The sequence below is a fragment of the Micromonospora sp. B11E3 genome, assembly GCF_039871625.1.
Taxonomy (GTDB): domain Bacteria; phylum Actinomycetota; class Actinomycetes; order Mycobacteriales; family Micromonosporaceae; genus Micromonospora.
Genome location: NZ_JBDPMC010000006.1, coordinates 123,976 through 149,719 on the forward strand (window position 1 = coordinate 123,976; position 25,744 = coordinate 149,719).

The following is a 25,744-nucleotide window of genomic DNA, read 5'->3' on the forward strand; positions in this document are numbered from 1 at the left end:
CGGGGACGCGGTCGGGTGGATAGGCTCGACGGGTGCGAGCAGCTGAGCGGCCGGCCGACCCGGCCGGTACGGAGTGGACGGCCCGGCTCCACGTGGTGACCGGCAAGGGCGGCACGGGCAAGACCAGCGTGGCGGCGGCCCTGGCGTTGGCGCTGGCCGCCGACGGCCGGCGCACCCTGCTGGTCGAGGTCGAGGGGCGGCAGGGCATCGCCCAGCTCTTCGGCACCGATCCGCTGCCGTACGAGGAGCGGCACCTCACCGACGCCCCCGGCGGCGGGGAGGTGCGGGCCCTGGCGGTGGACGCCGAGGAGGCCCTGCTGGAGTACCTCGACATGTTCTACAAGCTCGGCGCGGCCGGCCGGGCACTGCGCAAGTTCGGCGCGATCGACTTCGCCACCACCATCGCCCCCGGCCTGCGGGACGTGCTGCTCACCGGCAAGGTCAAGGAGGCCACCACCCGTACGGCCGGCCCGCGCCGGGCGTACGACGCGGTGGTCCTCGACGCGCCGCCGACCGGGCGGATCGGCCGGTTCCTCAACGTCACCGCGGAGGCCGCCCGGCTGGCCAAGGTCGGCCCGATCAAGACGCAGAGCGAGGGGGTCGCCGCGCTGCTGCGCTCCCCGATCACCGCCGTGCACGTGGTGACGCTGCTCGAGGAGATGCCGGTCCAGGAGACGGTGGACGCGATCGCCGAGCTGACCCAGCTCGGCTTCCCGGTGGGGCGGGTGGTCGTCAACGCGACCCGGCCGCCGCTGCCGGCGGGGCGGGCGGTGAGCTCGGCCGAGCTGCGGCGCGGGCTGCTCGCGGCGGGCCTGCCGGCGGACCGGGCGACCGTCGCCGGGCTCGCCGGGGAGGCGCGCGACCAGCTGATCCGCCGGGAGCTGGAGGACTCGCTCCGGGCCGACCTGGTGGAGCTGGGGCTGCCGCTGACCGAGTTGCCGTTGCTGCCCGGCGGGGTGGACCGGGCGGGCCTGGAGACGCTGGCGCGGGCGCTCGTCCGGGCGGATTGACTCACACTGGCGCCGGCACGGCACAGCGAGGCCCGGGAGCCCGATACGCTCGATTGGTGCCTTCCGAAGACGCGGCGCCGCAGCTGGACGTCGACCAGATCCTCGCCGACCCGGGCGTACGGATCGTGGTCTGCTGCGGGGCGGGCGGGGTGGGCAAGACGACCACCGCCGCGGCGCTCGCGCTGCGGGCCGCCGAGCAGCACGGCCGCCGGACGGTGGTGCTGACGATCGACCCGGCCCGCCGGCTGGCCCAGTCGCTCGGCCTGACCGAGCTGGACAACACGCCCCGGCAGGTCAAGGGCATCGACGCCGAGGCCGGCGGCGGCGAGTTGCACGCCATGATGCTCGACATGAAGCGCACCTTCGACGACGTGGTGCTCCAGCACACCGACCCGGCGAAGGCGGCGGAGATCTTCGCCAACCCCTTCTACCAGGCCATGAGCTCGACCTTCGCGGGCACGCAGGAGTACATGGCGATGGAGAAGCTCGGGCAGCTGCACGCGCGCGGCGAGTGGGACCTGATCGTGGTGGACACGCCGCCGTCGCGCTCGGCGCTGGACTTCCTGGACGCGCCGGCCCGGCTCTCCCGGTTCCTCGACGGGCGGATGCTGCGACTGCTGCTGGCCCCGGCGCGCAGCGGGGGGCGGAGCATGTTCAGCCTCGTCACCGCCAGCTTCGGCATGTTCTCGCGGGTGGTGCAGAAGGTGCTCGGCGCCCAGCTGCTCACCGACCTGTCCGGCTTCGTGGCCGCGCTGGACTCGATGTTCGGCGGCTTCCGGCAGCGCGCCGAGCAGACGTACCGGATCCTGCAGGCACGGGAGACGGCGTTCCTGCTGGTCGCGGCGCCGGAGCCGGACGCGGTCCGGGAGGCGGCCTACTTCGCGGGCCGGCTGCGCGAGGAACGGATGCCGCTGGCCGGCCTGGTGCTCAACCGGGTGCACCGGCCGGCCGTGGGGTCGCTGGACGCGGCCGAGAGCCTGGCCGCCGCGCAGCGGTTGACCGACCTCGGCGGGCACGAGGGCACCGTCGAGGTGCTGCGGGCCCACGCCGCGCTGGCCCAGCAGGCGGTACGCGAGCGGCAGGTGGCAGCCCGGTTCACCGAGGCGTTCCCGCAGGTGCCGTCGGTGTCGGTGACGGCGCAGCCCGCCGACGTGCACGACGTCGACGGGCTGCGGACGATCGGCGCGGCGGTCAGCCGGCCGTGACCGGCGTCAGCCGGTGGTGACGAGGACCTTGTCCTTGCCGGGCTTGTTGTCCTTGGCGTTCTTCTTCATCGCCGCCTCGAACATCTTCCGCCAGCTGGCGACCTGGGGGTGACGGCGCAGCAGGGCCCGGCGCTCCCGCTCGGTCATGCCGCCCCACACTCCGAACTCGATCCGGTTGTCGAGCGCGTCGGCCAGGCACTCGTACCGAACTGGGCAGCTCCGGCAGATCCGCTTCGCCACGTTCTGTTCAGCGCCCTGTACGAACAGCGCGTCCGGGTCCCCGTTCTGACACGCCGCCAGCGACGGCCAGTCAGTGATCATGCCCATGTGTACACGTCCCCCCTTGCAGTACCTACCGACGTCGCGCGACCAGCCGCCGATTCCCCCCGGTCGTCCGCCCGGCCTCCCCAGGGCGGCACGGACGACCAGCGACTCCGTCGCCGCCATCATCATGCTCTGTAGTTGGCTGATTACGCAACGTTGTCGGCTAAATCCATCATTACGGACACTCCCGGCTTCCCGGGCCTTCGGCCCCCGTCTACCCGGCCGGAGTACGTGAAAACGCTGCGCTGCCCCACCGATCGGTGGAGACTCGGCGCCGGATCCACGCAACCACGTACCGGGGTTCGTGCGTTTAGCACAACGAGGTGGGCGCGCGCAGGAAATGGGGAAAGTACGCCCCAGCGCCCCTCGTGACCTGTTCGCGTACCCTGTCGAGGTGACCTGGATGCGGAAACGTGACCACAATCTGCTGACCAACGCCGCATCGCTGCTCGTCTGTGGCCTGTTGGCCGGCGTGGTGGTCGCGGCGGCGGCCTTCCCCGCGGTGGCGATGTCCGGGCTGGCCGCGAAGGCCGGCGCCGAGACCTTCGGCGCGCTGCCCAAGGAACTGACGGTGGCCCGCGCGCCGCAGATCAGCTATCTGCTCGCGGCGGACGGCAAGACACCGCTCGCGACCATGTACGACGAGAACCGGCGGGACGTGAAGCTGTCCGACATCTCGCCGTACATGCAGAAGGCGATCATCGCCGCCGAGGACCACGACTTCTACAAGCACAACGGCGTCGACCTCAACGGCATCGCCCGCGCGTTCGTCAACAACCAGTCCGGCGCCAACTCGCAGCAGGGGGCGTCGACGCTGACGATGCAGTACGTCCGGCTGGCCATCGCGTACTCGGCCACCCACCCCGCCGACGTGGTCGCCGCGACCGAGGACACCAGCGCCCGCAAGCTGCGCGAGATGCGGCTGGCACTCCAGGTCGACAAGGAGTTCTCCAAGGACGAGATCCTCAACCGCTACCTGAACCTCGCCTCCTTCGGCAACGGCGCGTACGGCATCTACGCCGCCAGCCAGGTCTACTTCGGCAAGCCGCCGAGCAAGCTCACGATCGCCGAGGCCGCCCTGCTCGCGGGCATGGTGAAGGCCCCGAGCACCAACGACCCGACCACCAAGACCGGGTACCCGCTCGCCCTCGACCGGCGCAACTACGTCATCAAGAACATGGTCGAGATCGGCGCCATCACCAAGGAGGAGGGCGAGGCGGCCCAGGCCACCAAGCTGGTCGTGAAGGACAAGACCACCCCGAACGGCTGCGTCGCCACCAACAAGAAGGAGTGGGGCTTCTTCTGCGACTACTTCTACCGCTGGTGGTTGCAGCAGGAGACGTTCGGCTCCACCACGTACGACCGGGAGCGGCGGCTCAAGAGCGGCGGCTACACCATCACCACCACCCTCGACGTGCAGGCGCAGAACGCGGGCGACAAGGCCGTCCGCAGGAACCTCGGCGTGAACAGCAAGGCGGCCCGGATGGTCGCGGTCGTCGAGCCGGGCACGGGCCGGGTGCGGGGGCTCTCCGTCAACCGGAACTTCAAGATCGACGACCCGAAGCGCCCGCAGAACAAGATCTCCAGCGACCCGCGGAAGGCCAGGAAGAAGATCCGGGGCAACGTCCCGAACACGGTGATCCCGCTGTTCAGCGGCGGCGGTGACATCAAGGGCTACCAGGCCGGCTCGACGTTCAAGATCTTCACCATCGTGGCCGCGCTGGAGAAGGGCATCCCGCTCAGCTACACGATCAACTCGCCGAAGCAGTTCAAGTCCGAGTACATCATCGACAGCAGCAGTCCCGCGGCCTGCCCGGGCACGCACTTCTACTGCCCGACCAACTCCTCGGAGTCGATGGCCGGCCCGCACAACATGTGGAGCGCGTTCGGCAGCTCCGTGAACACCTACTTCGTCCCGCTCCAGCAGCAGGTGGGGGCGGAGAACGTCGTCAAGGCGGCGCAGAAGCTGGGCATCCAGTTCCGCTCCGCGGAGGACGCGAAGTTCGCCAACAGCAAGGAGGCGGCGCACCAGTGGGGCGCCTTCACGCTGGGCGTCTCCGCCACCACCCCGCTCGACCTGGCCAACGCGTACGCCACCCTGGCGGCGGACGGCAAGTACTGCGAGCCGATCCCGGTACAGAAGATCGTCGGCCCGGACGGCAAGGCCCTCGACGTGGCCAACCCGCGCTGTGAGCAGCGGATCAGCACCGAGGTCGCCCGGGCGGCCGTGGACGCCGCCCGCTGCCCCGTCGGCGACCGCTCCTCGACCTCGAGGTGCAAGGGCGGCACCGCCCGCAACGTGCGGGGAATCGTCGGGAAGCCGGTGGCCGGCAAGTCCGGCACCACCGACTCGGAGAAGACCGCCGCCCTGGTCGCGATGACCAAGCAGTACTCGGTGGCCGGCATCCAGGCCGACCCGGACTGGCCGCAGACCAACCAGAGGATGGGTCACAACGAGCCGACCGGCATCAACCCGCCGGTGTACGAGACGCTGCGCGACGCCATGAAGGGCAAGCCGGGCATCGAGTTCACCCCGCCCAGCGGCAAGATCATGGAGGGCGACCAGCGCTCGATTCCCGACGTGAAGTGCGTGGACATCGAGACCGCGAAGAACCGGCTCAGGGGCGCCGGCTTCCAGCCGGTGGTCGCCTCGAACCGGGTCCCGTCGAGCTGCGCCGCCGGCAAGGCCGCCGGGACCAGCCCGACCGGGCGCACCATCAAGGGCGGCGTGGTGACCATCGAGGTCAGCAGCGGCAGCGGCAACCCGGTCAACCCGCCGGTCAACGACGGCACCGGCGACGTGCCCGGGACCGGCAACGGAAACGGCAACGGCGGCCGGCCGGGTCGCCAAGGCTGACCGACCCGGCCATCCGTGAACGGGCGGGTACCCCTGCGGGGTGCCCGCCCGTTCACGTCACGGCATCGTCGAGAGCGTCAGAGGCCGAGCTGGCGACGTACCTCGGCGGCGACGCGGCCCCCCTCGGCCCGGCCGGCCACCGCGGCCTGGGCCGCCTTCATCGCCGGGCCCATCTGCGCCTTGCCGCTGAACCCACCCGCGGCGAGCGCCCCCGCGACCAGCTCGGCCAGCTCGTCGTCGGAGAGCTGCTTCGGCAGGTAACGCTCCAGCACGTCGCCCTCGGCGCTCTCCTTCGCGGCCTGCTCGGCGCGACCGGCGTCGGCGAAGGCGGTGGCGGCCTCGCGCCGCTTCTTCGCCTCCTTGGTCAGCACCGCCAGCACCTCGTCGTCGTCGAGCTCGCGCTTCTCCTTGCCGGCGACCTCGGCGTTGCCGACGGCCGCGAGGGCCATCCGCAGCGTGGAGGTGGTCAGCTCGTCGCGCGCCTTGAGGGCGGCGCGCATGTCGGCGGTCAGACGGTCCTTCAGCGTGCTCATGGACGGTCAAACTACCCTGAACGCCATGCGAAAGCGCACACTATTCCGGCTCGCGGCGGGGACCGCCGCGGTCGGCGCGGCCGCCCTGGCGTACGCGTCGCTCGTCGAGCGCAACATGTTCACCCTGCGCCGGTTCGACGTGCCGGTGCTACCGGCCGACACCGAGCCGCTGCGCGTCCTGCACCTGTCGGACCTGCACATGATGCCCGGGCAGCGGCGCAAGCAGGACTGGGTGGCGTCGCTGGCGGCGCTCGATCCGGACCTGGTGGTGGTCACCGGGGACAACATGGCCGACCCCGGGGCGGTGCCGGGCGTGCTGCGGGCCCTGCAACCGCTGCTGGATCTGCCCGGCGCGTTCGTGTTCGGCTCCAACGACTACACCGGGCCGGTGCTGAAGAACCCGTTCAGCTACTTCCTGCCCGACCGGGAGTACCGGGAGGGGGCGGAGCTGCCGTACGAGGAGTTGCGCGACGTCTTCACCGGCGCCGGCTGGGCCGACCTGAACAACGCCCGGACGACGCTCAAGGCGGGCGGGCGGCTGGTCGAGCTGGTCGGGGTCGACGACCCGCACGTCGCCCGCGACGACTACCCCTCCGTCGCCGGGCCGGTGTCCGCCTCCGCCGAGCTGTCGATCGGCGTTGCGCACTCCCCCGAGCCGGCCGTGCTCGACGAGATGGCCGCGGACGGGTTCGCCCTGCTGCTCGCCGGCCACACCCACGGCGGCCAGGTCTGCGTGCCCGGTGTCGGGGCGCTGGTGACCAACTGCGGCCTGCCCCGGTCGATGGCCAAGGGCCTGCACCGCTGGCCGGGCTCCAGCTCCTGGCTGCACGTCTCGGCCGGCCTGGGCACCCACCCGACCGCGCCGGTCCGGTTCGCCTGCCGCCCGGAGGCGAGCGTCCTCACGCTGATCCCGCGCTGAGCCGTCCCCCCACCCGCCCTGCCCGTCCCGCCTGCCCTGGCGGGCGGGACGGGTGTGAGGTGCGTCGCTACGGAGCTGCCCCGTCTGTGCTGTCGCTTACCTCGCGGCCAGGGCCGCGAGCCGGCCCGGGCACTTGGCTCACCCGGCCGGGTCCGGCCGCCCGACGCCGCCCGCCCTGATCAAACCGCATTTCGGGTACGCCACCGTCAGCGCCGCACGACCCGGCCCGGCGCGAGGGGGTACCGAGTTTGACCCTCGGGACGGGTGGGCTACTATTTGTCAGCACCTCGGGGTGTGGCGCAGTTTGGTAGCGCGCTTCGTTCGGGACGAAGAGGTCGTCGGTTCAAATCCGGCCACCCCGACCAGGTGAGAGGGCACATCCCATTTACGGGTGTGCCCTCTACTGTTTCCTGGGTGACCAACTGAGTGACTACGCTCCCGGCGTGGCCGCGAAGATGCGATCCATGACTGCCGCGCCTTGAAGCAGCACCGGCCGGAGTTGATGGCGGTAGACCAGCTCCGTCACGGTCGTCCCCGAGTGGCCGCACAGGTCCGCGATGTCTTCGAGGCTTACCCCGCTGTCGGAGAGGAGCGACACGAAGCTGTGTCGTAGCTCACGGGGCGTCCAGGCAGCCGGGTCGAGGCCGGCCAGGGTGACGACTCGGCGGAAGGCCCGGCGGACGTTGGCCGCATCGAGGGCGGTGCCGACGGTGGAGGCGAAGACCAGGCCGAGCGCGTGCCAGTCCTTGCCGGCAGCCTTGCGCTCCTGCTCTTGCCGCTGGCGGTGACGCGTGAGCGCGGAGACACACCGGGCCGGAAGGGCGAGAGTGCGTCGCGACTTACGGGTTTTGGTATCGCCACCATCTCGGTCAGAGCGCCATACCTGCATGGAGGGCGGTAGCGGCGGGTCGAAGTCGGGTTGCCCGCTGAGGTCTACGTGCTGCCAGGTGAGGGCGCGCAGTTCCTCGGTTCGGGCACCAGTCAAGAGCGAGAGCACGACGTAGGCGTGCAGGCGTGTCCCTTCGGCAGCGTCGAGGAGAGCCTTGGCTTGGTCGAAAGTCAGGGACTTGGAGGGCCTACCCTCCTGGCCGCGCGGGACGGAGCACAGCGCGACGACGTTGCGCTTCACCTTGTCCCGGGCCATCGCTCGATTCACCGAGCGGTTGAGGCACCCGAAGAGATCACGAAGGGTGCGGGTGCTGAGGGTGGTTGCCTTGTCGGCTAGCCACCGGTCGACGTCCTGGGCGCGAAGCTCGCGCAGCTTTCGAGCGCCCAACGCCGGGATGATGTGAGTGCGGCACAGAATCTCGCACTTGGTCTTCGTGCGATCCGATCGGCCGTTGAGTCCGTACGTCAACCAGTCGGTGACGGCTTCGGCGACGGTGTAGTGATGCTCGGCAATGGCGAGCCCGTCTTCGTAATCGCGGATCTTCTCGCGCAGCTTGGCGCGTGCTTCGGTCTTGGTCTTGCCGCTGCCTTTGCGCACGACGCGCTTGCCGGCCGGCGTGTAGCCGACGGTGATGGTGGCGATCCAGCGTTGCCGGGACTCGTCCCAGTGCAGGCCGCCTTCTCCTCGGGCGCGGCGGGTGGTCATCGGGTGCCTCCTTTCTGGGCTTCCTGTTCGAGCAGGTCGACGTAATCGGTGATGGCGGCGGCGGGCACGAGGCGGGTGCGGCCCTGCCGGACGGTACGCAGCCGGCCGGCGCGGATCTGTTCGTAAATCACGGACCGGGAGAGGCTGAGCAGCCGCATCGCATCGGTGATGCGGTAGAGCGCCCGTGCGGGTGCGTCGATGGCGGGTGCGGTCAAACGATGCTCCTTCCACTGAGGGACAGTTGGCCGTCAAGGCTGCCTTGACGGTGATTCGGTGGGCAGGTCAGGCGACGGCGCACAGTTCCTCTCGTGCGATCTCGCGTCGCTCCCGGGCCATGGCGGCGGCGGTGTTGGCCAGGAGGGCGTCTCCGGTGGTGCGCCAGCCGGAGCCGACGTAGGACAGCAGGCCGACGATCAGGGTGGTGTCGTCGCCCTGGTCGTCGGGGTACTCGTCGCCGGCCTCGGTGCGTCGCCAGATGACGCGGGCGTCGCGCAGGAGGCGGAAGGTGACGGAATAGCGGCGGCTCTTGGTGAGGAAGTGGCCGCCGAAGCCGAGCATGTGCGCCCACCTGCGGAGCTGTTGCCAGTCGCGGTGTTGGCCGAGGGTCCAGCAGGCGTCGATGAGCCGTTCGGGGTGGGTGCCGTGTTCGTTGGCGTAGAGGTCGATGGTGTCGCCGTCGAGGCGGCGGGACACGTGGCCGGTGGCCTCGGTGCTCTTGGTGGCGTACTTGGCGAGATAGCCGGCAACCTTGCCGTCGGTGATGTCGCCGTCGGCGTTGACCGGCCGCACGTCGACCTGTTCGCCCCAGACGATGCGCCAGCCGGTCGGCTGGACGGGGTGCGGGCGGGTGGTGAACGCGACGACGGCGGCGGCGTGTTCGACGGCGGCGACCAGGTCGTCAACGCCGAAGGCGTCCGGCGGCGGGATGACGGCGTCGGGGTGGTGCGGGTCGACGCCGTCGAGGCGGATGACGGCGTGGTAGTGGACCACGCCCCGGCGCTGCATCTCCGCGACCTTGCCGAACGAGAGTTTGACCGGCGGCACCCGGCGGACCCGACCGGAGTCGGTGACCTGGACGATCCAGGGTAGGCCGAGGGCGCGTGTGCGGGCGTGGATGTGGCGGGTGATGGCGATGGTGGTGCGGCGCCACAACTCCGGGGCGGAGTGGTTCCACACGACCTGGGCGTGGTGGTCGTAGCAGTCCAGGCACAACGGGATGCCCAACGCCGGGTCGTCGTCGGCGTGCCGCTCGTGGCAGCGCATGTCGACGCCGTGCGGGCACGGTTCGGGTTGGCGGCGGGGCCGGCACGGGATCGGCCGGCCGGCGCGGTCGGTGCGTTGGGTGTGCACGGGGCCGAACGACGGGGCGGTGAACGTGCCGAAGACCGCCGGATGCTGCGCCACCGACGCGGGGATGCCCTTGCCGCCGGCGAGGCCGGCGCGGACGAGCTGGTAGGCGTCGCGCTGGTAGGTCCGGGCGCAGGAGGGGCAGACGGCGTGGCGGCGGTTGCCGCACGGCTTGTAGATCTCCCCATCCGGCAGATCCGCCGTCGACACCGACGCCAGGAGTTGACCGGTGGCCCGGTCGACGGTGGCAACCTCACCCGTCAGCCGGATCGGGTGGGAACAGCCCGCGGCTGCCCTCACGTGCTCCAACCACCCGAAGTAGTCCGGGGTGGTAGCCCGGTGGAGGGCGGATTCGTCGCGGCCGACGAACGCCCCCGGCGAGCCGGCGGGGTGGCGGTGGGGCCGGTGCCCCGGACCAGACGGGTGAGCCTGGTCCGGGACAACGGTCGTGGTGAGGTCAGCGGCCACGGGTGCGGGCCGCCTTCATCGGGAGGTGCTGGACGTGGCCGGTGGCGAACGGGTTGGGTCCGTCGAAGATCCGGCCGAGCAGGGACGCCACGTGCGCGGGCAGGGTGGCCCGGTGGTGCTCCCACAGGTAGATGTCACGGATGAGTTGGTAGGTCTTCGGCAGCTCGATCCCGTCCCGTTGGGCGAGGATCTTCATGCGGCCGATGAGCTGGACGGGTTCCCAGCCCCGGGCAAGCCGGGGTTGACGCCAGCGGTAGGCGGCGGGTGCGGTGGTGGTCATGCCGTCACCTGGCCGCGAGCGATAGCCCGTGAGAGGCGATAGGCGAGGTTGGCCGCCGTCTGCTCCTGCTTGCCCGAGCCCCAGATACGGCGGATGGTGGCGACCTCGGCGCGTACGTCGGCCGAGTCGTCGTAGCGGGTCTTGTCGCAGTAGGCCCCGTTGGCCTGCCGCGACTCCGCGTCGAGACGGTAGATCTCGGCCAGGCCGAGCCGGGTGATACCCGCGACCGCGAGCGCCTTGATCTGCTCGGCGGTCAGTGAGGCCGCCTTGGCCGGAATGCCGGCGGCGTGGATGGCAACGGCGAGTTCGCCGTAGCTGAGCCTGTCCAGTCGGACAGGTGCCGGCACAGAGTGGCCGGCGGTGGGGACAGCAGTGGCAGCAGGGGTGTTCGTGGCGAGCACGGACAGGACATCCAGCAACGCGGTGCGATCGAGCACCACAGGCAGGTTCAGCGCCTTCCCAGGGGCCAACGCGTCTTGAAGCGTCGCCAGAGCAGACAGCAGGCGAGCATCAGACAGCGCCGAGAAGTTGCCCGAGGCGCAGAGAGCAGGGTGAACGGTAGGCTGGACAGGCATCGTGGGTTTCCTTTCGCGAGGACCGATGCACCGGCCTCAGCGGGTGGCAGCCCGCTGGGGCCTTTCGCGTTCTTCGCTGAACGCACCTCCAAGATATCTAGACGTCTTAGATATGTCAATGAGACGCCTATGTTGGCTATCCAAGATCTCCTAAACCCTCTAGCCTGCTCATATGGCTCTCAGGCAGGACGACCCCCGGCCGGCATACGTCCAGATCGCCGACGATCTCCGCGCCATGATTCAGCGGGGCGAGTTGGCTCCAGGCGAGCAGTTGCCTTCGACAGCGAAGCTCACCGAGCAATACGAAGTCGCCCACATGACGATCCGGAGCGCCTTCCGGCTCCTGCGGGACGAGGGCCTAGTAGTGGCCCGGCAGGGGCGAGGCGTCTTTGTCCGCTCGACCTACTCACCGAGCGGCGATGGCGGCCTGGAAGAACCCGCGTCAGCGGCCATAGCCGAAAGACTGACCACCATCACCAGGCAGTTGCAGCAACTGACGGAGCGGGTCAGCAAGATCGAGGCCCTGATTCGGCCGGCTGCCCCAGGAGGGGCAGGGACTCCAACCGGTCCAGGTCCTCACTAAGTTCGAACAGCCACCAATCAAGCTGATCGAGCAAGGACGCAAGTTGACCTGGGCGAGTCTTGGAAGCGGCTCCTATCGTCCGCTGCTGAATCTCCGGCTCCATGGTCAACAGCATGACTCTGCCATCGCTGGCGATGCATGTCCCCGGTGTCGCCCATTCGCCAGTTACCCGGTCAGACGACAGCAGGGAGGGTCGTCCCCGCGATGAACACCACCGATGCTGGACGCATGGAGGCATTCCCCGAATTCGGCAGGCTCCTGCGGCGCTTGCGAACTGATCGAGGCTGGTCCCTGCGCGATCTGGCCGACCGCATCCGGTTCAATCGCGGGTACATCAGCAAGGTGGAGCTAGGCGAGAAGTTTCCAGAGCAGCAATTCGCGCAGCTCGCAGACGGAGCCCTGGACGCGGGCGGCTTGTTGGTCGCCGCATGGGAGGCCGACGCTCACCAGCGCCGAGAGGCTGCCAGCGTCGGCCGCCTACTCCTCGCGTCTACCCGAGACTCCCTGCGACTGATCACCACCGACGAGGAGCGCATGGGGCTCGACGATCTCGACGAAGCCACTCGCGCTGTCGCAGTCGGGTACCTCGGGACTCCGCCCGCGCCGATGCTGCGCCAGGCGGTTGAACTTCGGAGCGAAGCACTCCGACGGATGAAGCAGCACCAGTACAAGCCGGGAGAAGTGGCTGACCTGTATCTCATTATCGGCCGGCTACAAGGCGTCCTGTCGTACTCGGCGCTCGACCTGGGCGACGCCGACGCCGCGATGGTCCATGCAGACGCGGCGATGGTCTGTGCCGAACGAGCAGGAAGCAATGAGCTACGGGGCTGGGTCCGGGGAACGCAGAGCCTTATCGCACGTTTCCGCAGCGACTACACCTCGGCCCTGAACTACGTGCTCGATGGGTTGCGAGGCGATGTCCCAGGCACCGGTCGATTGCGGCTGCTCTGCGGCTACGCGCAGTGCCATGCCAATTTGGGCGACTCCGCAGGTAGCAATCAAGCGCTCGACGCGGCTCTGAAGGCTCGCGACAAGGTGCGGGAGCCTGACAGCGTCGGCGGCATCTTCGAGTTCAGTGAGGCGAAGCAGCACTACTACGCGGGAAGTAGCCTCATCTGGCTAGACGGTGGCGCGGACGCCGAACGAGCTGCGCGAGAAGCAGGAGAGGCCATCAACCTATGGCGTAACGAGCCGCCAGAGACTCGCTCACTGGACGACGAGGCGCTCGCCCACGTCTACCAAGGCACGGCCTACCTCCAGCTCGGACAGCTCGACGCCGCCACAGCCGCCGTCCGGCCGATCCTCGAACTCCCGCCGGAACGCCAGATCTCCTGGATACACAAGCGCCTCGACCGCTTCGACGCCATGCTGCTCGGCCCGCGATACGCCGGGTCCCATGAGGCGAGCGAGCTGCACGACGAGATCCAAGCTCTCGCTGTCTGAACAGCCCGCCGGCCGGCTGCCGGCTAGGTGTGAGAACTTTCTGTACGTCTTCAAGGCGGCCCTTGGCGGGCCGCACGCGCCGCCGCCTGGGCGCGCGCCGGCCGCGCCGCTGTCGCTCTGCGGCCGTCACGCCTGATGCCCGTCGGCTGGCGCGGACAGCGGGAAGCCCGGAGGGCCGCCGCCGAACGACGGGGGCGTTGACGGGGGCGGGGTGGGCCGGCAGCCGGCCGGGCCGCGCGGCCACGAGCCCGCGCGGCGCAGGAGAGCGCACGCCGGCCGCGTCGGCGGACTGGCGGCAGTCGCGGGGTTGCGGTTACTGCGCCTCCGGCGGGGGCGCTCCGGCTCCAGGATGGCCGGGGCACCGTCGGCGCGTCGCGGTCCGTGGGCGGTTGCGGTGGGAGCCATCCCGCCAGCCATCGACCCGGGCGAGCCGAGCAGACCGCCGCCCGACCCGCCAGCGTCCGTACGAGCCGTCAAGGCCCGCTTGACGTGGCGGGCCGGGCGGCGGCCCGCTCCCCAGGAGGGCGGGTCGACGGCAGACGGGATGGCAGGAAGGCGCTGGTCGTCCAAGGTGGATACGATGACCGAGTGATCAAGTATGCATACGCTCAGCTCTTCACCTACGAGAAGGACGGCGACCGGACGGCGGCCTTTGTCGGTCCTGAGGGGCGCGCCCAGGAGTGGGCCGCCGAGACCTACGACGCTATCCACCTGAACCGGGCCGCCGCCGACGGCTGGCGCGTGGTCAACGTTCAAATCAACTCCGAAGAGGGCGTCGCCTATCTGCTGGAGACGCAGGTCAGCTCTCGACTTTGAAGCGACGGCCGGGGTGACGAACTGAGTGACAACGTGTGCCGACACCCGTGGACAACCCTGGACGCCAAGGGACGGTTGACGCAGCTCAGCGACGACACGCAGGCAGGCCAACGACACCTGATCATTCCTTCGGGACGAAGAGGTCGTCGGTTCAAATCCGGCCACCCCGACCAGGTGAGAGGGCACATCCGATCAACGGATGTGCCCTCTGCATTTCCCCGGTGGCCACCGGTGGACCTTTCGGTCACCGCCCCGAGCGCCCCGCAGAGATCCGCGATGCCCTCCAGGCTCGCCTCGCCGTCAGAGAGCAGCGAAACCGAGCCGTGGCGCGGTTCACGGGGGGCATCGGGTGGCGCACTGGCTACAGCTGCCACAGTCGGGCCGTCTTGTCGTTGCCGGCGGTGGCGAGGGTACGCCCGTCCGGGCTGAACGCGACCGCCTGCACCGGGCCGGTGTGACCGGTGAGGGTGGCCGCGAGCACCGGCTGCCTGGGATCGGTCACCTCCCACAGTCGGGCCGTCTTGTCGTTGCCGGTGGTGGCCAGGGTGCGCCCGTCCGGACTGAAGGCCACCGACAACACCTTGCCGGTGTGCTCGGTGAGGGTGGCGGTGTGCACCGGCCGGGCGGGATCGGACACGTCCCACAACCGAGCCGTCTTGTCGAAGCTGGCCGTCGCTAGGGTACGCCCGTCCGGACTGAACACCACCGACCCCATCGGGCTGGCGTGACCGGTGAAAGTGGCGGTGAGCGTCGGCCGGGCGGGATCGGACACGTCCCACAACCGAACCGCCTTGTCGAAGGCGACGGTCGCGAGGAGGCGCCCGTCCGGGCTGAACGCCACCGATGCCACCCAGCCCTTGTGATCGGCGAGGGTGGCGGTGAGCGTCGGCCGGGCGGGATCGGACACGTCCCACAACCGAGCCGTCTTGTCGAAGCTGGCGGTGGCGAGGAGGCGCCCGTCCGGACTGAGCGCCATCGATGCTATGCCCTTGCTGTGGCCGGCGACGGTCGCGGTGAGCGCCGGGTGGGCGGAGTCGGCCACATTCCACAACCGGGCCACCTTGTCCTGGCAGGTGACCGCGAGGGTGCGCCCGTCCGGGCCGAACACCACGGACCCCATGACGGTGAGCCAGAAGATCCCCCGCGGCTTGTCGGGGCGGCCGGCGAGGGTGGCGGTGAGCGCCGGCCGGGCGGAGTCGGCCAGGTTCCACAACCGGGCCGTCCTGTCCTGGCCGGTGGTGGCCAGGGTGCGCCCGTCCGGGCTGAACGCCACCGATATCACCGTGCCGCTGTGGCCGGTGAGAGTCGCGAGATGCGTACCAGGTGCCAATTGATTGCTCACCCTGGCAACCTACCGAGCGATATCGATATCGTGAAGACCGAATGTCCCACCGGAGGCCTGAGCCAGCGCAGGGAGGCGCGGCGGGCGTCTCGCACCGGATCGCGCCCATGCCGCCGGCCCGCCGACGGGGCCGGGCCGGCGGCGCGCTCGGCGGTCAGTACGCGTAGGTGACCGAGATGGTGCTGTTGGGGCAGGAGTTGGCCCAGCTGGTCAGGGCGTTCTTCTCGGCGCTGTCGACGGTCAGTCGCCAGCGGATCTTGGTGGCCACCCACTCGTTGACGTAGCGGCAGCGGGCGCCGCTGTACGGCGGCATCCAGGTGGCCGGGTCCTGGTCGCTCTTGGCCTGGTTGACGTTGTCGGTGACGGCGACCAGCGGCCGGTAGTCGCCGAGGTCGTTCGCGTACGCCTGCCGGCGGCTGGTGGACCAGTTGCGGGCGCCGGAGTCCCACGCCTCGGCGAGCGGGACCATGTGGTCGATGTCCAGGTCGCCGGTCAGCGTCCAGTAGGCATTGTCGTAGTAGGAGTACCACCGCCCGCCAGAGAGGCTGCAGCCGCTGCCGACCGAGGGTGCGGAGACGGCTTCGGCGAGCAGCACCTCGTTGCGGGTGTTGCAGCCGTCGCCGTCGGCGTCGATCCAGTGCGGGAAGAGGTCCCGGCTGTAGCCGGTGCGGTTCTCGCTGGCCACCGGCAGGGACGCCACGGCGGTCTGCAGCGGTGCCGAGTAGCTGGCGGCCCAGGCGGGGTTGGTCAGGCCGAGGGTGACGGCGAGGGTGGCGGCGAGGGTGGTCGCGGCCATGCGCAGGGTGCGGGTCATGGTGCTCCGTCCATTTCCGGGGGGGGGAAGGCATCATCGCCAGCCTTATATATAGACGGAGCTCAGATCATTTGCACCAGGGCACCCAGGTGAACGTCCGGAGAACCCGCGAATTCGGTCGCCCGCCCGACCCGTCGAACCTCGGCGGACGCGACGGCCAGCCGGCCGCCGGCGATCCGGTGAGCGGCGCCGACTGGGCACCATCACCCGGCCGCCCGTCCGGGCGTCGGGTCGCACGCGGGCCGGCGAGGGTGCGCTTCGTCACGCCAGGGCCCGGCCGAGCGCGGGTGGGCCGGCAAACGGCTCGCGGAGCGTCGTACCGGCCGCACAGAATCGGCGACATGCTGCGCCGATCCCTCCCCCGCCGTCCGGAAGCCCGACGATGCTCGTCGGGACCCTGCTCTCGGCGGTCGGCCGCGGCCTCACCCTGCCGTTCCTGTTCATCTACCTGACCGAGGTGCGGGGTCTCTCCGACACCCGCGCCGGCCTGGTGATCGGCTGGTACGGCGCGGTCACCCTCGCGCTGTCCCCGCTGGGCGGGACGCTGATCGACCGGTTCGGCGCCCGCCGGGTGGTGCTGCCCTGCCTGCTGATCGAGGCGGTGGGCACCGGCTCGCTCGCCCTGGTCGACTCGACCGCGTCGGCGTTCGCGGTCGCCACGGTCATCGCGATCGGCGGCTCGTCGATCTGGGCGGGGGTGACAACTGTTGGCGGAGCCTGCGGGTGGTGGCGTGGGCGCTCGCCGGCAACACCGTGATGATCGTGCTGGCCCAGCTGTTGGTGATCAAGCGGCTGGAGGGGCGCAGCCGCACGGGCGCGCTGGCCCTGGTCGGGGCGGTCTTCGCGGGCGCCTGGCTGGTCCTCGGCGCCGCCGGCCTGGTCGGCGCCGGGGACGCGCTGCTCGCCGCGCTCGGGGTGGTGGCCTGCTCGGCGATCTTCGGCTTCGGCGAGACGATGCTGTCGCCGGTGATGCCCGCGTTGACCAACGCGCTCGCCACGGACGAGCTGCGCGGCCGGTACAACGCGATGAGTTCCATGATCTTCGGGATCAGCGGCGTGATCGGCCCCGTGACCGCCGGCCCGCTGATCGGCGCGGCCGACGGCAAGGTCTGGGTGGCGTTCGTGGTCGGCGGCTGCCTGCTGGCCTCGCTGCTCGCCCTCTCCCTGCGCCGCCTGCTCACTCCCGGCCAGGACGGCCGGTCGCCGGCCGTCGCCCCGCCCGTTCCGGTGCCCGCGCCCGCCGCCTGAGACGGATCGGGCCCCGGAGCGTCCGCTCCGGGGCCCGGCGTGCGGGTGACGGCCGTCAGGCGGCCGGCACCTCGGCGGTGGTGCGGATGCGGTCGAGGGCCGGGGCCGAGACCGGGGACTGCGCGGTCAGGTACGCCACGAAGGCGTCCAGGTCGATCATGCCGGTGACCTGGTTCGTGGCGCCGGTGAGGACGCTGAACCCGTCGCCGCCGCCGGACAGGAAGTTGTTCACCGTGACCCGGTAGGTGGCGCTGTCCACGACGGCCGTGCCGCCGAGGGTCAGGCTGCCCCGGACCACCCGGGTGCCGGCGCACGGGGTGGCCGCCGGCGCGGTGGCGCCGTTCGGGTCGACCGTGTAGCGGACGGTCGCGGACGGGTAGAGCGTGCGGTTGGTGACGAACTGCTGCTCCAGCAGGCAGTAGAGCTGCGCGCCGGTCAGGTCGAGCGTCACCAGGTTGTTGGCGAACGGCTGGACCGTGAACGCCTCCTCGTAGGTGACGACGCCGGCGTCCAGGTCGGCCCGGACCCCGCCCGGGTTCATGAACGCGGCGACCGCGCCCTGCTCGTCGTCCGTGGCGGCCAGCTGGGCGTCGGCGATCAGGTTGCCCAGCGCCGACTCGCCCATCGACGTACCGAAGAGGACCTCCTGGGTACGGGTGATCGCCGCGGTGGTCAGGCCCACCTCCTTGGTGGCGACCGGGCCGAGGGCGGTCTTGTACCGGCCGATCAGCGCGGTCTGCGCCGGGTCCTTGGCGACGTCGCGGGTGACCACGACGTTGTTCGCCGAGGCGGTGAGCACGTCACCCGTGCCCCGGTCGATCTGGAGGTCGATGTCGGTGACCAGCCGGCCGAAGGAGCTGGCGCTGGTGACCAGCTTGCCGTTGATCTCGCAGTTGTACGCCTGGTGGGTGTGCCCGCTGACGACGACGTCGATCGACGGATCCATCCGGTTGGCGATGTCGACGATCGGGCCGGTGAACCCGGTGCAGTCGTTGATGCCGGCGCCGGCCGTCTGCTGGCCGCCCTCGTGCAGCAGCACGACGATGGTCTCCACGCCCTGGGCGCGCAGGATGCGGGCGTACCGGTTGGCGGTGTCCGCCTCGTCGGCGAAGGTGAGGCCGGCGACGCCGTCCTGGCTGACGATCTGCGGGGTGCCCTCCAGGGTCATGCCGATGAAGCCGACCTTGACGCCCTGGACCTTCTTGACCGCGTACGGGGGCAGCAGCGGCTCGCCCGTGGCGGTCCGGAACGCGTTCGCGGAGAGGTACTGGAAGCCGGCGCCCGCGTACGGGGTGCCGTCGGCGCAGCCGTCGACCGGGTGGCAGCCACCGTTCTGGATGCGCAGCAGCTCGCTGGCGCCCTCGTCGAACTCGTGGTTGCCGACGCTGGCGAAGTCCAGCCCGGCCATGGAGAGCGCCTCGATGGTCGGCTCGTCGTGGAACGCGGCCGACAGCAGCGGGGAGGCGCCGATCAGGTCACCGGCGGCGACGGTGATCGCGTTCTCCTCCTCGACCGCCTGCCGCAGCGCCGCGAGCTGGGTGGCCAGGTACTCGACGCCGCCGGCCGGCTGCCCGGCGATGGTGCCGCTGGAGCCGCTCGGCGGCTCCAGGTTGCCGTGGAAGTCGTTGATGGCGAGCAGCTTGACGTCGACCGGCTTGGGGCCGGCCTCCGCCTGGTTGGGGTTGACGGCGACCGCGCTCAGCGCGGTCGCGGCGAGTGCGGTCAGGCCGACGGCGGCCCGACGCATCCCGGGGACGGACATGGAACTCCTCGTGGGGTTCGAGCGTTGGACGCGGCCGGGCGCGAGTCGGCCCGGCGCCCCTGCTCCGTGCCGTGACAGGGGTCGATCGTGGGGTCGCGGCGGTCGGGGGTCGCCGCGGTCGTCGCAGACAGCGTCTCATCTTCCCCGGGGCAGGTCGATGGGGGAAAGCCCACCAGAACCGCCGGAACCCGGGACGAATCGGAGCGAACGGCCGGGCGGCCCGGACATGACGGGTTCCGATCGTCCCGGGGGCGCCGGCTCCCGGTGCGAGGAGCCGACGCCGTTCCCGGGACGGCCGGGCGTGGCACCGTTCCTGGCGGCGCCTGCCGGGGAGGTGACCTGAGGCTAGCCATGCACCGGGGCAATTGTGGAGGGCGGGATCTCTGCGTCGACAAGTATCGACCGGTGGAATGACCGGCCGTGACCGAACGGCGACACCGTCGCGACCGAACAGCGCGGGACGAACGTCCGCACGGCGGGGGCGGACCCACTCGACCCGTGCCGCTCGCCACGGCGCGCCGAAGGCCGGCATCGGTGCCCGTCGCGCGCGCCCTTCCGCCGGTCAGAACCCGCCGGTCAGAACCCGCCGGTCAGGCCGGCCGCGTGGCTGACCTGCACGGTGTGCGTGGCGCAGCCGGCCTTTGTGACGAGATGCAGCAGGAACGCGGTCGGTTCGAGGACGTACCCCAGCCGCTCCGCGGCGTCGAGGGCCAGCGACGACTGCCGCCACGTGCTCGGCGCGGTGGTCAGCACCGTTCCGGCGAAGTCGACGGTGACGGCCCGGTGCACGTGGCCGGCCAGCACCCGGACGACGTGCGGGTGGGCGGCGACGACCTTGGCCAGGTCATCGCCGTCGCGCAGCCGGATGCCGTCGAGGAAGGGCATGCCCACGGGGACGGGCGGGTGGTGCAGGCAGACCACGGCGGGCAGCCGCGGCCGGCGGGCCAGCACCTCGTCCAGCCAGGCGAGCTGCTCGGCGCCGAGCCGGCCGGCCCCGTCCGCACCGGCCGTGAGCGAGTCCAGTACCACCAGGGTGGCGTCCGGCCGCTCCACCACGTAGTGCGCGGAGTAGCCGCCGGCCAGGCACGGCGTGCCGCCGAAGATGTCCAGCAGCGACTCCCGGTCGTCGTGGTTGCCGGCGACCAGGTGCACCGGCAGCGGGAACCGGCCGACCACGTCGCGCAGCGCGACGTACTCGTCGGGGCGGCCGTGCTCGGTCAGGTCGCCGGTGATCACGACGTGGTCCGGTCGGGGGGTCAGGCCGAGCACCCGGCCGAGCGCCCGGTGCAGCCCGGCGGCCGGCTCGGCGGCGAGCGGCCCGGTGGTCAGGTGGGTGTCGCTGAGCTGGGCGATGAGCATCGCGTCCTCCAGGTCGACCGGCACGTCCCAGGCTATCGCCGTGACGTCGCGTGCACAGGCCGCGTCCACAGCCTGTTGATAGCACATGTGTACGATCACGACGATCTTGAGAAATGGGCAGTGAGCTGCGGGTGAGTACGCTTGACCGGACGACTCGCCCCTCCCCTCCCCCTGGAGCGACGTACGCGTGGATCACAGCCGGGTGCTCCGGGACGTGACGGTCCGCCTACCCATGGCGTCGACCGCCGTGGAGGCGTGTCAGTGGACGGTCACCGCGCTCGCCCGGTACGCGCCGGCCACCATCTCCGTACTGCTGGAGGTGGCCGGCCGGCTGCGCTGCGTCGCCGCCACCGGCGCCTGGCAGGTCTTCTCCACCGTCCCGCCGGGGACCGGCGTCGTCGGGCGGGTGTACGCCTCGGGCGAGGGGGCCACCGTTGCCGACGTGTCCGGGGATCCCGACCGCCTCCCGGTACGCCCCGACGTCACCGCCGAGGTCTGCGTACCGGTGCTCGACCCCGCCGGCCACCCGATCGGGGTGCTCGACCTGCAGTGGAGCGAGCCGGTCGAGCTGGGCCCGTGGCGGGAGACCGCCGAGGTGGTCGCCGCCCGCCTCGGCGCCCGGATCATGGCGCTCGGCGGCCCGCCCGAGGAGAGCCGCAGCGAGAAGCTGCTCCGGCACGCCGCCGCGCTGACCGCCGCCACCACCGAGCGGGACCTGCGGACCGTCGCCATCCGCGCCGCCCGCGAGGTCTCCACCCTCGGGGCGGCCGTGCTGCTGCTGGCGGACGGGACAGGCCCCCGGCTGAGCGACCCGGCGGACTCGCCGGACGAGCTGGGCGAGTTGGAGTCGCGCATCCGGGCGGCGCTGACCGGGGCGGGCGGGCCCGCGCTCGGCCGGATGATCAGCCAGGCCCACCGGCACGGCGCGGGATACACGCTCGGGAGGGCCGGGCATCCGCCGACGGAGGAGTACCGGCCCGTCGCCGACGCGGGGGCGCGGACGCTGGTGGCGGTGCCGGTCGGGCCGCCGGACGGCGGCGGGGTGCTGCTGGTCGCCGACGACCGGCTGCTGCAGCCGGACCCGACCACGGTGAACCTTTTGGAGCTGCTCGCCGGCCAGGCGTGGACGTGCCTGGACCGGCTGCGCACCCTGGCGCGGCTGCGCGAGCAGGCCAGCTCCGACCCGTTGACCGGGCTGCGGCACACCGGCCCGTTCGGGCAGCGGATCGCCCGCGCCACGCCGGGCCGGACGGCCCTGCTCGCGATCGACGTGGACGGCTTCAAGACCGTCAACGACACGTACGGCCACCAGGCCGGCGACCGGCTGCTGGTCGGCCTGGCCCGGGCCCTGGAGGCGGCGCTGCGCCAGGGTGACGAGCTGTACCGGATCGGCGGGGACGAGTTCGTCGCGGTGATCGAGGTGAACCGCCCCGAGGAGGCGGTCCGGATCGCCGAGCGGCTGACCGAGGCGGCGCGGAGTGTCGGCCGCACGATCAGCGTGGGCGTCGCCCTGCCCCGGTCGGGCGAACTACCGGAGCAGACGCTCCAGCGCGCCGACCAGGCCCTCTACGCGGCCAAACGCCAGGGCCGAGACGCCGTCCACCTCTCCGCCGCCTGACCGGGCCCCTGACGACCCCGCCCCTGACCGCCCCCGCGATCTTGCAGTTTCGGCCCCGACATGCCACCCCATGAGCGACATAACAGGGGCGCAAAGCGCAAGATCGCCGCAGGCATGAGGGCAGGGGCAGGGGCAGGGCGGGGCAGGGCGGGGGGTCAGGGGCGGGTCAGGTCCCTGGCCAGGAGCTCGGCGATCTGGGCGGTGTTCAGGGCGGCGCCCTTGCGCAGGTTGTCGCCCGTCACGAACAGGTCCAGGGCGCGCGGATCGTCGACGGCGCGGCGGATGCGGCCGACCCACGACGGGTCGGTGCCGACGGCGTCGATCGGCATCGGGAACTCCCCGGCGGCCGGGTCGTCGACCAGGATCACGCCCGGGGCGTTGCGCAGCACCTCGCGGGCCCCCTCGGCGTCCACCTCGGTGGCGAAGACCGCGTGCACGGCCACCGAGTGCCCGGTCACCACCGGCACCCGGACGCACGTCGCGGAGACCTTCAGGTCGGGCAGGCCGAGGATCTTGCGCGACTCGTTGCGCAGCTTCAGCTCCTCGGACGACCAGCCACCGTCGGCGAGCGAGCCGGCCCAGGGCACCACGTTGAGCGCCAGCGGGGCCGGGAACGGGCCCAGCTCGTCGCCGACGGCCTGTCGCACGTCGCCCGGACGGGAGCCGAGCATCCGGTCCCCGGCGATCTTGCCGAGCTGGGAGTGCAGCGCGTCCACCCCGGCCTGACCGGCCCCGGAGACCGCCTGGTACGAGGCGAGCACCAGCTCACGCAGGCCGTACTCGCGGTGCAGCGGGGCGACGGCCACGATCATCGCGAGGGTCGTGCAGTTGGCGTTGGCGATGATCCCCTTCGGCCGGTTGCGCACCTGCTCCGGGTTGATCTCGGGGACGACCAGCGGGACGTCCCGGTCCATCCGGAACGCCCCGGAGTTGTCCACCGCGACCGCGCCCCGGCCGACCGCGATCGGCGCCCACTCGGCGGAGACCTCGTCGGGCACGTCGAACATCGCGACGTCGACGCCGTCGAACGCCTCCGGGGTGAGCGCCCCGACGGTCAACTCCTCGCCCCGGCAACGCACCCGCCGCCCGACCGACCGCTCGGACGCGAGCAGCCGGATCTCACCCCAGACGTTGGCCCGGGACGAGAGCAGCTCGCACATCACCGTGCCGACGGCGCCGGTCGCCCCGACCACGGCCAGGGTGGGCAGCGACGGCACGGCTACCGTCCGGTGCCCGCGTAGACCACAGCCTCGGACTCGCCGCCCAGCTCGAAGGCGTCGTGGATGGCCCGGACCGCCTTGTCGAGGTCGGTGTCCCGGCACACGACGGAGACCCGGATCTCGGAGGTGGAGATCATCTCGATGTTGACCCCGGCCGCGCCGAGGGCGGCGAAGAAACCGGCCGCCACGCCCGGGTGCGACCGCATCCCGGCGCCGATCAGGGACACCTTGCCGACGTGGTCGTCGTACAGCAGGCCCTTGAACTTGACCGACTCCTGGATCTTGCTCAGCGCCGCCATCGCGGTGGGGCCGTCGGTCTTGGGCAGGGTGAACGAGATGTCGGTGCGCCCGGTGCCCTCGGTGGAGACGTTCTGCACGATCATGTCGATGTTGATCTCGGCACCGGCCACGGTGTCGAAGATCCGCGCGGCGGCGCCCGGCTCGTCGGGCACCCCGACGATGGTGATCTTCGCCTCGCTGCGGTCGTGGGCGACCCCGGTGATCAGCGCCTGTTCCACGGAAAGGTCCTCCATCGATCCGGTGACCATCGTGCCGGTGTTGGTCGAGTATGACGAACGGACGTGGATCGGCAAGCCCGCGCGCCGGGCGTACTCGACGCTGCGCAGGTGCAGCACCTTCGCGCCACAGGCGGCCAGTTCCAGCATCTCCTCGTACGTGATGTGCTTGATGTGCCGGGCGTTGGGCACGATCCGGGGGTCGGCGGTGAACACGCCGTCGACGTCGGTGTAGATCTCGCAGACGTCGGCGTCCAGCGCGGCGGCGAGCGCCACCGCCGTGGTGTCCGAGCCGCCCCGGCCCAGGGTGGTGACGTCCTTGGTGTCCTGCGACACACCCTGGAAGCCGGCCACGATGACCACCGCGCCCTCGTCGAGCGCTCCCTTGAGCCGCCCCGGGGTCACGTCGATGATCCGCGCCTTGCCGTGCACCGAGGTGGTGATCACGCCGGCCTGCGAGCCGGTGAACGACCGGGCCTCGTACCCGAGGTTGTGGATGGCCATGGCGAGCAGCGCCATGGAGATCCGCTCGCCGGCGGTGAGCAGCATGTCCAGCTCGCGGCCCGGCGGCAGCGGGCTGACCTGGTTCGCCAGGTCGAGCAGCTCGTCGGTGGTGTCGCCCATGGCCGAGACGACGACCACCACGTCGTCGCCGGCCTTGCGGGCGGCGACGATCCGCTCGGCCACCCGCTTGATCCGCTCGGCGTTCGCGACGGAGGATCCGCCGTACTTCTGCACCACGAGTGCCACGACGGTGCACTCCCTCCCAAGCGTCCCTCTTCGTGCCGACGCCGCCGGACCAGGCCCGGCGGCGCATGTCAGACCACCTCAGCGTATCCGGCGGACGGCGCGCCGGGGCCGGGTGATCCCACCATCCGGCCCCCGCGGACCGCGGCCGGCACCGCCCCGCCGGCCTCTTCCGGGGTACGTGACGCGCTCCGCGCGGCGTCCCGGCGGCTCTTCCCCGGGTACGCGACACGCCGCGCGGAGGCGTTTCCGGCGACCGTGCGACACGCCACACGGGCCGCCGCCGACGGGTATGCGACACGCCGTGCGGCGGGGCGTCGCGCGGGCCCCGGGCGGCGCCGGCGCACCGCAGAATGACCCCGTGCATGCCCACCTCCGCGGGGTCCGGCGCCTGACCGCCGCCCTCGCGCTCACCCTTCCGGCCCTGCTCGCCGCCTGCGCCGACGGCCAGCCGGCCACGCCGACCCCACCGCCTTCCGGCGAGCCCACCCCCGCCGCCATGGACGCGGCCCGGAACGAGCTGGCCGCCCTGGCCGCGGCGGCCCAGGATCGGCACTTCACCGCCCGCTACGCCCTCTCCGGGGGCGACGGCCCGGCCCGCTCGATCGTGGTGACCAGGGCGGCCGACGGCACATGGCGGGTCGACGTGCCGGGCTGGGCGCTCGGCGGCACCGCCGACATCGCGCTCGTCGCCACCGGCGACGGGCTCTTCCAGTGCGGTCTGCCGTCGGCCGGCCGGCCGGAGCCGGCGAGCTGCGTACGCCTGGGCGGCCGGACGGGCAGGGTCCCGCGCCGGCTGGACCCCTGGGTGCAGCACCCGTTCACGGACTGGCTGGAGGTGCTCACCGACCGGCGGGCCCCGCTCGCGGTCTCCCCGGCCAGGCCGCCGGCCGGGGCGACCGGCGCCTGCTACTCCGTCGACTCGACCTCGGCCTCGCTGACCGCCCCGCTCGGCGTGGGGATCTACTGCTACGCCCCCGACGGCACCCCGACCGCGGTACGCACCGACTCCGGGACCCTGACGCTGTCCGGTCCGGCCGGCCCGGCGCCGGCCTCCGTACGGCTGGCCGGGCCGGTCACCGACGCCGCGCCCCTCGGCACCGCCGCGCAGAGCCCCGACCCGTCGACCACGGGCACGGGAACGGGCTGACGCATCGGCCCGTAC

23 protein-coding genes and 1 tRNA gene are annotated in these 25,744 nt (G+C 71.6%); 11 read left to right on the forward strand and 13 right to left on the reverse strand.

Translation table 11 applies throughout. The features are described 5' to 3' along the window. Positions 1 to 32: 32 nt before the first annotated feature. Together ABGB16_RS05495 and ABGB16_RS05500 are read left to right on the forward strand one after the other, a co-directional pair. Positions 33 to 1,010, forward strand: a complete 978-nt coding sequence (locus ABGB16_RS05495; protein WP_347666848.1) for an ArsA-related P-loop ATPase — start codon at positions 33 to 35, stop codon at positions 1,008 to 1,010. A 53-nt stretch (positions 1,011 to 1,063) separates the two neighbouring features. Further along, entirely contained in the window at positions 1,064 to 2,215 is a 1,152-nt protein-coding gene (locus tag ABGB16_RS05500; protein ID WP_347666849.1) for an ArsA-related P-loop ATPase, read from the forward strand. A 6-nt stretch (positions 2,216 to 2,221) separates the two neighbouring features. Here the strand turns inward: ABGB16_RS05500 and ABGB16_RS05505 are convergent, their stop codons facing one another. Then, on the reverse strand, positions 2,222 to 2,542 hold the full coding sequence (locus tag ABGB16_RS05505; protein WP_145773991.1) for a WhiB family transcriptional regulator: 321 nt from the start codon (positions 2,540 to 2,542) through the stop codon (positions 2,222 to 2,224). A gap of 400 nt (positions 2,543 to 2,942) precedes the next feature. Here ABGB16_RS05505 and ABGB16_RS05510 point away from each other — a divergent pair, with 400 nt between their 5' ends. Next, positions 2,943 to 5,396 (forward strand): transglycosylase domain-containing protein, encoded by a 2,454-nt coding sequence (locus ABGB16_RS05510; RefSeq protein ID WP_347666850.1) that lies wholly within the window; start codon positions 2,943 to 2,945, stop codon positions 5,394 to 5,396. A gap of 77 nt (positions 5,397 to 5,473) precedes the next feature. On the opposite strand, the gene ABGB16_RS05515 is transcribed toward ABGB16_RS05510, so the two are convergent. Beyond that, entirely contained in the window at positions 5,474 to 5,929 is a 456-nt protein-coding gene (locus ABGB16_RS05515) for a GatB/YqeY domain-containing protein (protein ID WP_347666851.1), read from the reverse strand. Between the two features lie 25 nt (positions 5,930 to 5,954). Between ABGB16_RS05515 and ABGB16_RS05520 the strand changes: the two genes are divergently transcribed. Beyond that, positions 5,955 to 6,848 carry a metallophosphoesterase gene (locus ABGB16_RS05520; RefSeq protein WP_347666852.1) on the forward strand — a complete coding sequence of 298 codons (894 nt, stop codon included), beginning with the start codon at positions 5,955 to 5,957 and terminating at the stop codon, positions 6,846 to 6,848. 288 nt (positions 6,849 to 7,136) lie between these two features. Further along, a tRNA-Pro gene (locus tag ABGB16_RS05525) sits at positions 7,137 to 7,213 on the forward strand. A 65-nt stretch (positions 7,214 to 7,278) separates the two neighbouring features. On the opposite strand, the gene ABGB16_RS05530 is transcribed toward ABGB16_RS05525, so the two are convergent. The 5 genes from ABGB16_RS05530 to ABGB16_RS05550 all read right to left on the reverse strand — a co-directional run bounded on the left by ABGB16_RS05530 (position 7,279) and on the right by ABGB16_RS05550 (position 11,112). Beyond that, positions 7,279 to 8,442 (reverse strand): site-specific integrase, encoded by a 1,164-nt coding sequence (locus ABGB16_RS05530; protein WP_347666853.1) that lies wholly within the window; start codon positions 8,440 to 8,442, stop codon positions 7,279 to 7,281. Further along, complete coding sequence (locus tag ABGB16_RS05535; protein WP_347666854.1) at positions 8,439 to 8,657, reverse strand: helix-turn-helix domain-containing protein; 219 nt, start codon at positions 8,655 to 8,657, stop codon at positions 8,439 to 8,441. The genes ABGB16_RS05530 and ABGB16_RS05535 overlap by 4 nt, the downstream gene beginning before the upstream one ends. Positions 8,658 to 8,724: 67 nt before the next feature. Further along, the gene (locus ABGB16_RS05540; RefSeq protein WP_347666855.1) at positions 8,725 to 10,257 is read right to left on the reverse strand and encodes a replication initiator; all 1,533 of its coding nucleotides are present in this window, start codon (positions 10,255 to 10,257) and stop codon (positions 8,725 to 8,727) included. After that, complete coding sequence (locus tag ABGB16_RS05545) at positions 10,247 to 10,537, reverse strand: hypothetical protein (RefSeq protein ID WP_347666856.1); 291 nt, start codon at positions 10,535 to 10,537, stop codon at positions 10,247 to 10,249. Before ABGB16_RS05545 ends, ABGB16_RS05540 begins: the two co-directional genes overlap by 11 nt. Next, positions 10,534 to 11,112 carry a hypothetical protein gene (locus ABGB16_RS05550; RefSeq protein ID WP_347666857.1) on the reverse strand — a complete coding sequence of 193 codons (579 nt, stop codon included), beginning with the start codon at positions 11,110 to 11,112 and terminating at the stop codon, positions 10,534 to 10,536. The genes ABGB16_RS05545 and ABGB16_RS05550 overlap by 4 nt, the downstream gene beginning before the upstream one ends. A gap of 787 nt (positions 11,113 to 11,899) precedes the next feature. On the opposite strand from ABGB16_RS05550, the gene ABGB16_RS05555 reads away from it, so the two are divergent. Continuing rightward, positions 11,900 to 13,138 (forward strand): helix-turn-helix domain-containing protein, encoded by a 1,239-nt coding sequence (locus tag ABGB16_RS05555; RefSeq protein ID WP_347666858.1) that lies wholly within the window; start codon positions 11,900 to 11,902, stop codon positions 13,136 to 13,138. 588 nt (positions 13,139 to 13,726) lie between these two features. Next, the gene (locus ABGB16_RS05560; RefSeq protein ID WP_347666859.1) at positions 13,727 to 13,954 is read left to right on the forward strand and encodes a hypothetical protein; all 228 of its coding nucleotides are present in this window, start codon (positions 13,727 to 13,729) and stop codon (positions 13,952 to 13,954) included. Positions 13,955 to 14,315: 361 nt separating this feature from the next. Here ABGB16_RS05560 and ABGB16_RS05565 read toward each other — a convergent pair whose 3' ends face one another. Together ABGB16_RS05565 and ABGB16_RS05570 are read right to left on the reverse strand one after the other, a co-directional pair. Continuing rightward, positions 14,316 to 15,296 (reverse strand): WD40 repeat domain-containing protein, encoded by a 981-nt coding sequence (locus ABGB16_RS05565; RefSeq protein WP_347666860.1) that lies wholly within the window; start codon positions 15,294 to 15,296, stop codon positions 14,316 to 14,318. A gap of 154 nt (positions 15,297 to 15,450) precedes the next feature. Further along, positions 15,451 to 16,110 (reverse strand): HNH endonuclease family protein, encoded by a 660-nt coding sequence (locus ABGB16_RS05570; protein WP_347666861.1) that lies wholly within the window; start codon positions 16,108 to 16,110, stop codon positions 15,451 to 15,453. Positions 16,111 to 16,492: 382 nt separating this feature from the next. Between ABGB16_RS05570 and ABGB16_RS05575 the strand changes: the two genes are divergently transcribed. Together ABGB16_RS05575 and ABGB16_RS05580 are read left to right on the forward strand one after the other, a co-directional pair. Then, complete coding sequence (locus ABGB16_RS05575; RefSeq protein ID WP_347666862.1) at positions 16,493 to 16,867, forward strand: MFS transporter; 375 nt, start codon at positions 16,493 to 16,495, stop codon at positions 16,865 to 16,867. Continuing rightward, on the forward strand, positions 16,837 to 17,358 hold the full coding sequence (locus ABGB16_RS05580) for an MFS transporter (RefSeq protein WP_347666863.1): 522 nt from the start codon (positions 16,837 to 16,839) through the stop codon (positions 17,356 to 17,358). The genes ABGB16_RS05575 and ABGB16_RS05580 overlap by 31 nt, the downstream gene beginning before the upstream one ends. Positions 17,359 to 17,413: 55 nt before the next feature. Here ABGB16_RS05580 and ABGB16_RS05585 read toward each other — a convergent pair whose 3' ends face one another. Both ABGB16_RS05585 and ABGB16_RS05590 read right to left on the reverse strand, forming a co-directional pair. Further along, positions 17,414 to 19,120: a bifunctional metallophosphatase/5'-nucleotidase gene (locus tag ABGB16_RS05585; protein ID WP_347666864.1), complete on the reverse strand. Its 1,707-nt coding sequence runs from the start codon at positions 19,118 to 19,120 to the stop codon at positions 17,414 to 17,416. A gap of 576 nt (positions 19,121 to 19,696) precedes the next feature. Beyond that, positions 19,697 to 20,548 (reverse strand): phosphodiesterase, encoded by an 852-nt coding sequence (locus ABGB16_RS05590; protein WP_347666865.1) that lies wholly within the window; start codon positions 20,546 to 20,548, stop codon positions 19,697 to 19,699. Positions 20,549 to 20,666: 118 nt separating this feature from the next. Between ABGB16_RS05590 and ABGB16_RS05595 the strand changes: the two genes are divergently transcribed. Continuing rightward, on the forward strand, positions 20,667 to 22,097 hold the full coding sequence (locus tag ABGB16_RS05595; RefSeq protein ID WP_347666866.1) for a diguanylate cyclase: 1,431 nt from the start codon (positions 20,667 to 20,669) through the stop codon (positions 22,095 to 22,097). A gap of 155 nt (positions 22,098 to 22,252) precedes the next feature. Here ABGB16_RS05595 and ABGB16_RS05600 read toward each other — a convergent pair whose 3' ends face one another. Continuing rightward, complete coding sequence (locus ABGB16_RS05600) at positions 22,253 to 23,314, reverse strand: aspartate-semialdehyde dehydrogenase (protein ID WP_347666867.1); 1,062 nt, start codon at positions 23,312 to 23,314, stop codon at positions 22,253 to 22,255. A gap of 2 nt (positions 23,315 to 23,316) precedes the next feature. Then, positions 23,317 to 24,582, reverse strand: a complete 1,266-nt coding sequence (locus tag ABGB16_RS05605) for an aspartate kinase (RefSeq protein ID WP_145773996.1) — start codon at positions 24,580 to 24,582, stop codon at positions 23,317 to 23,319. Positions 24,583 to 24,940: 358 nt separating this feature from the next. Between ABGB16_RS05605 and ABGB16_RS05610 the strand changes: the two genes are divergently transcribed. Then, positions 24,941 to 25,729 carry a hypothetical protein gene (locus tag ABGB16_RS05610; protein ID WP_347666868.1) on the forward strand — a complete coding sequence of 263 codons (789 nt, stop codon included), beginning with the start codon at positions 24,941 to 24,943 and terminating at the stop codon, positions 25,727 to 25,729. Positions 25,730 to 25,744: the final 15 nt, after the last annotated feature.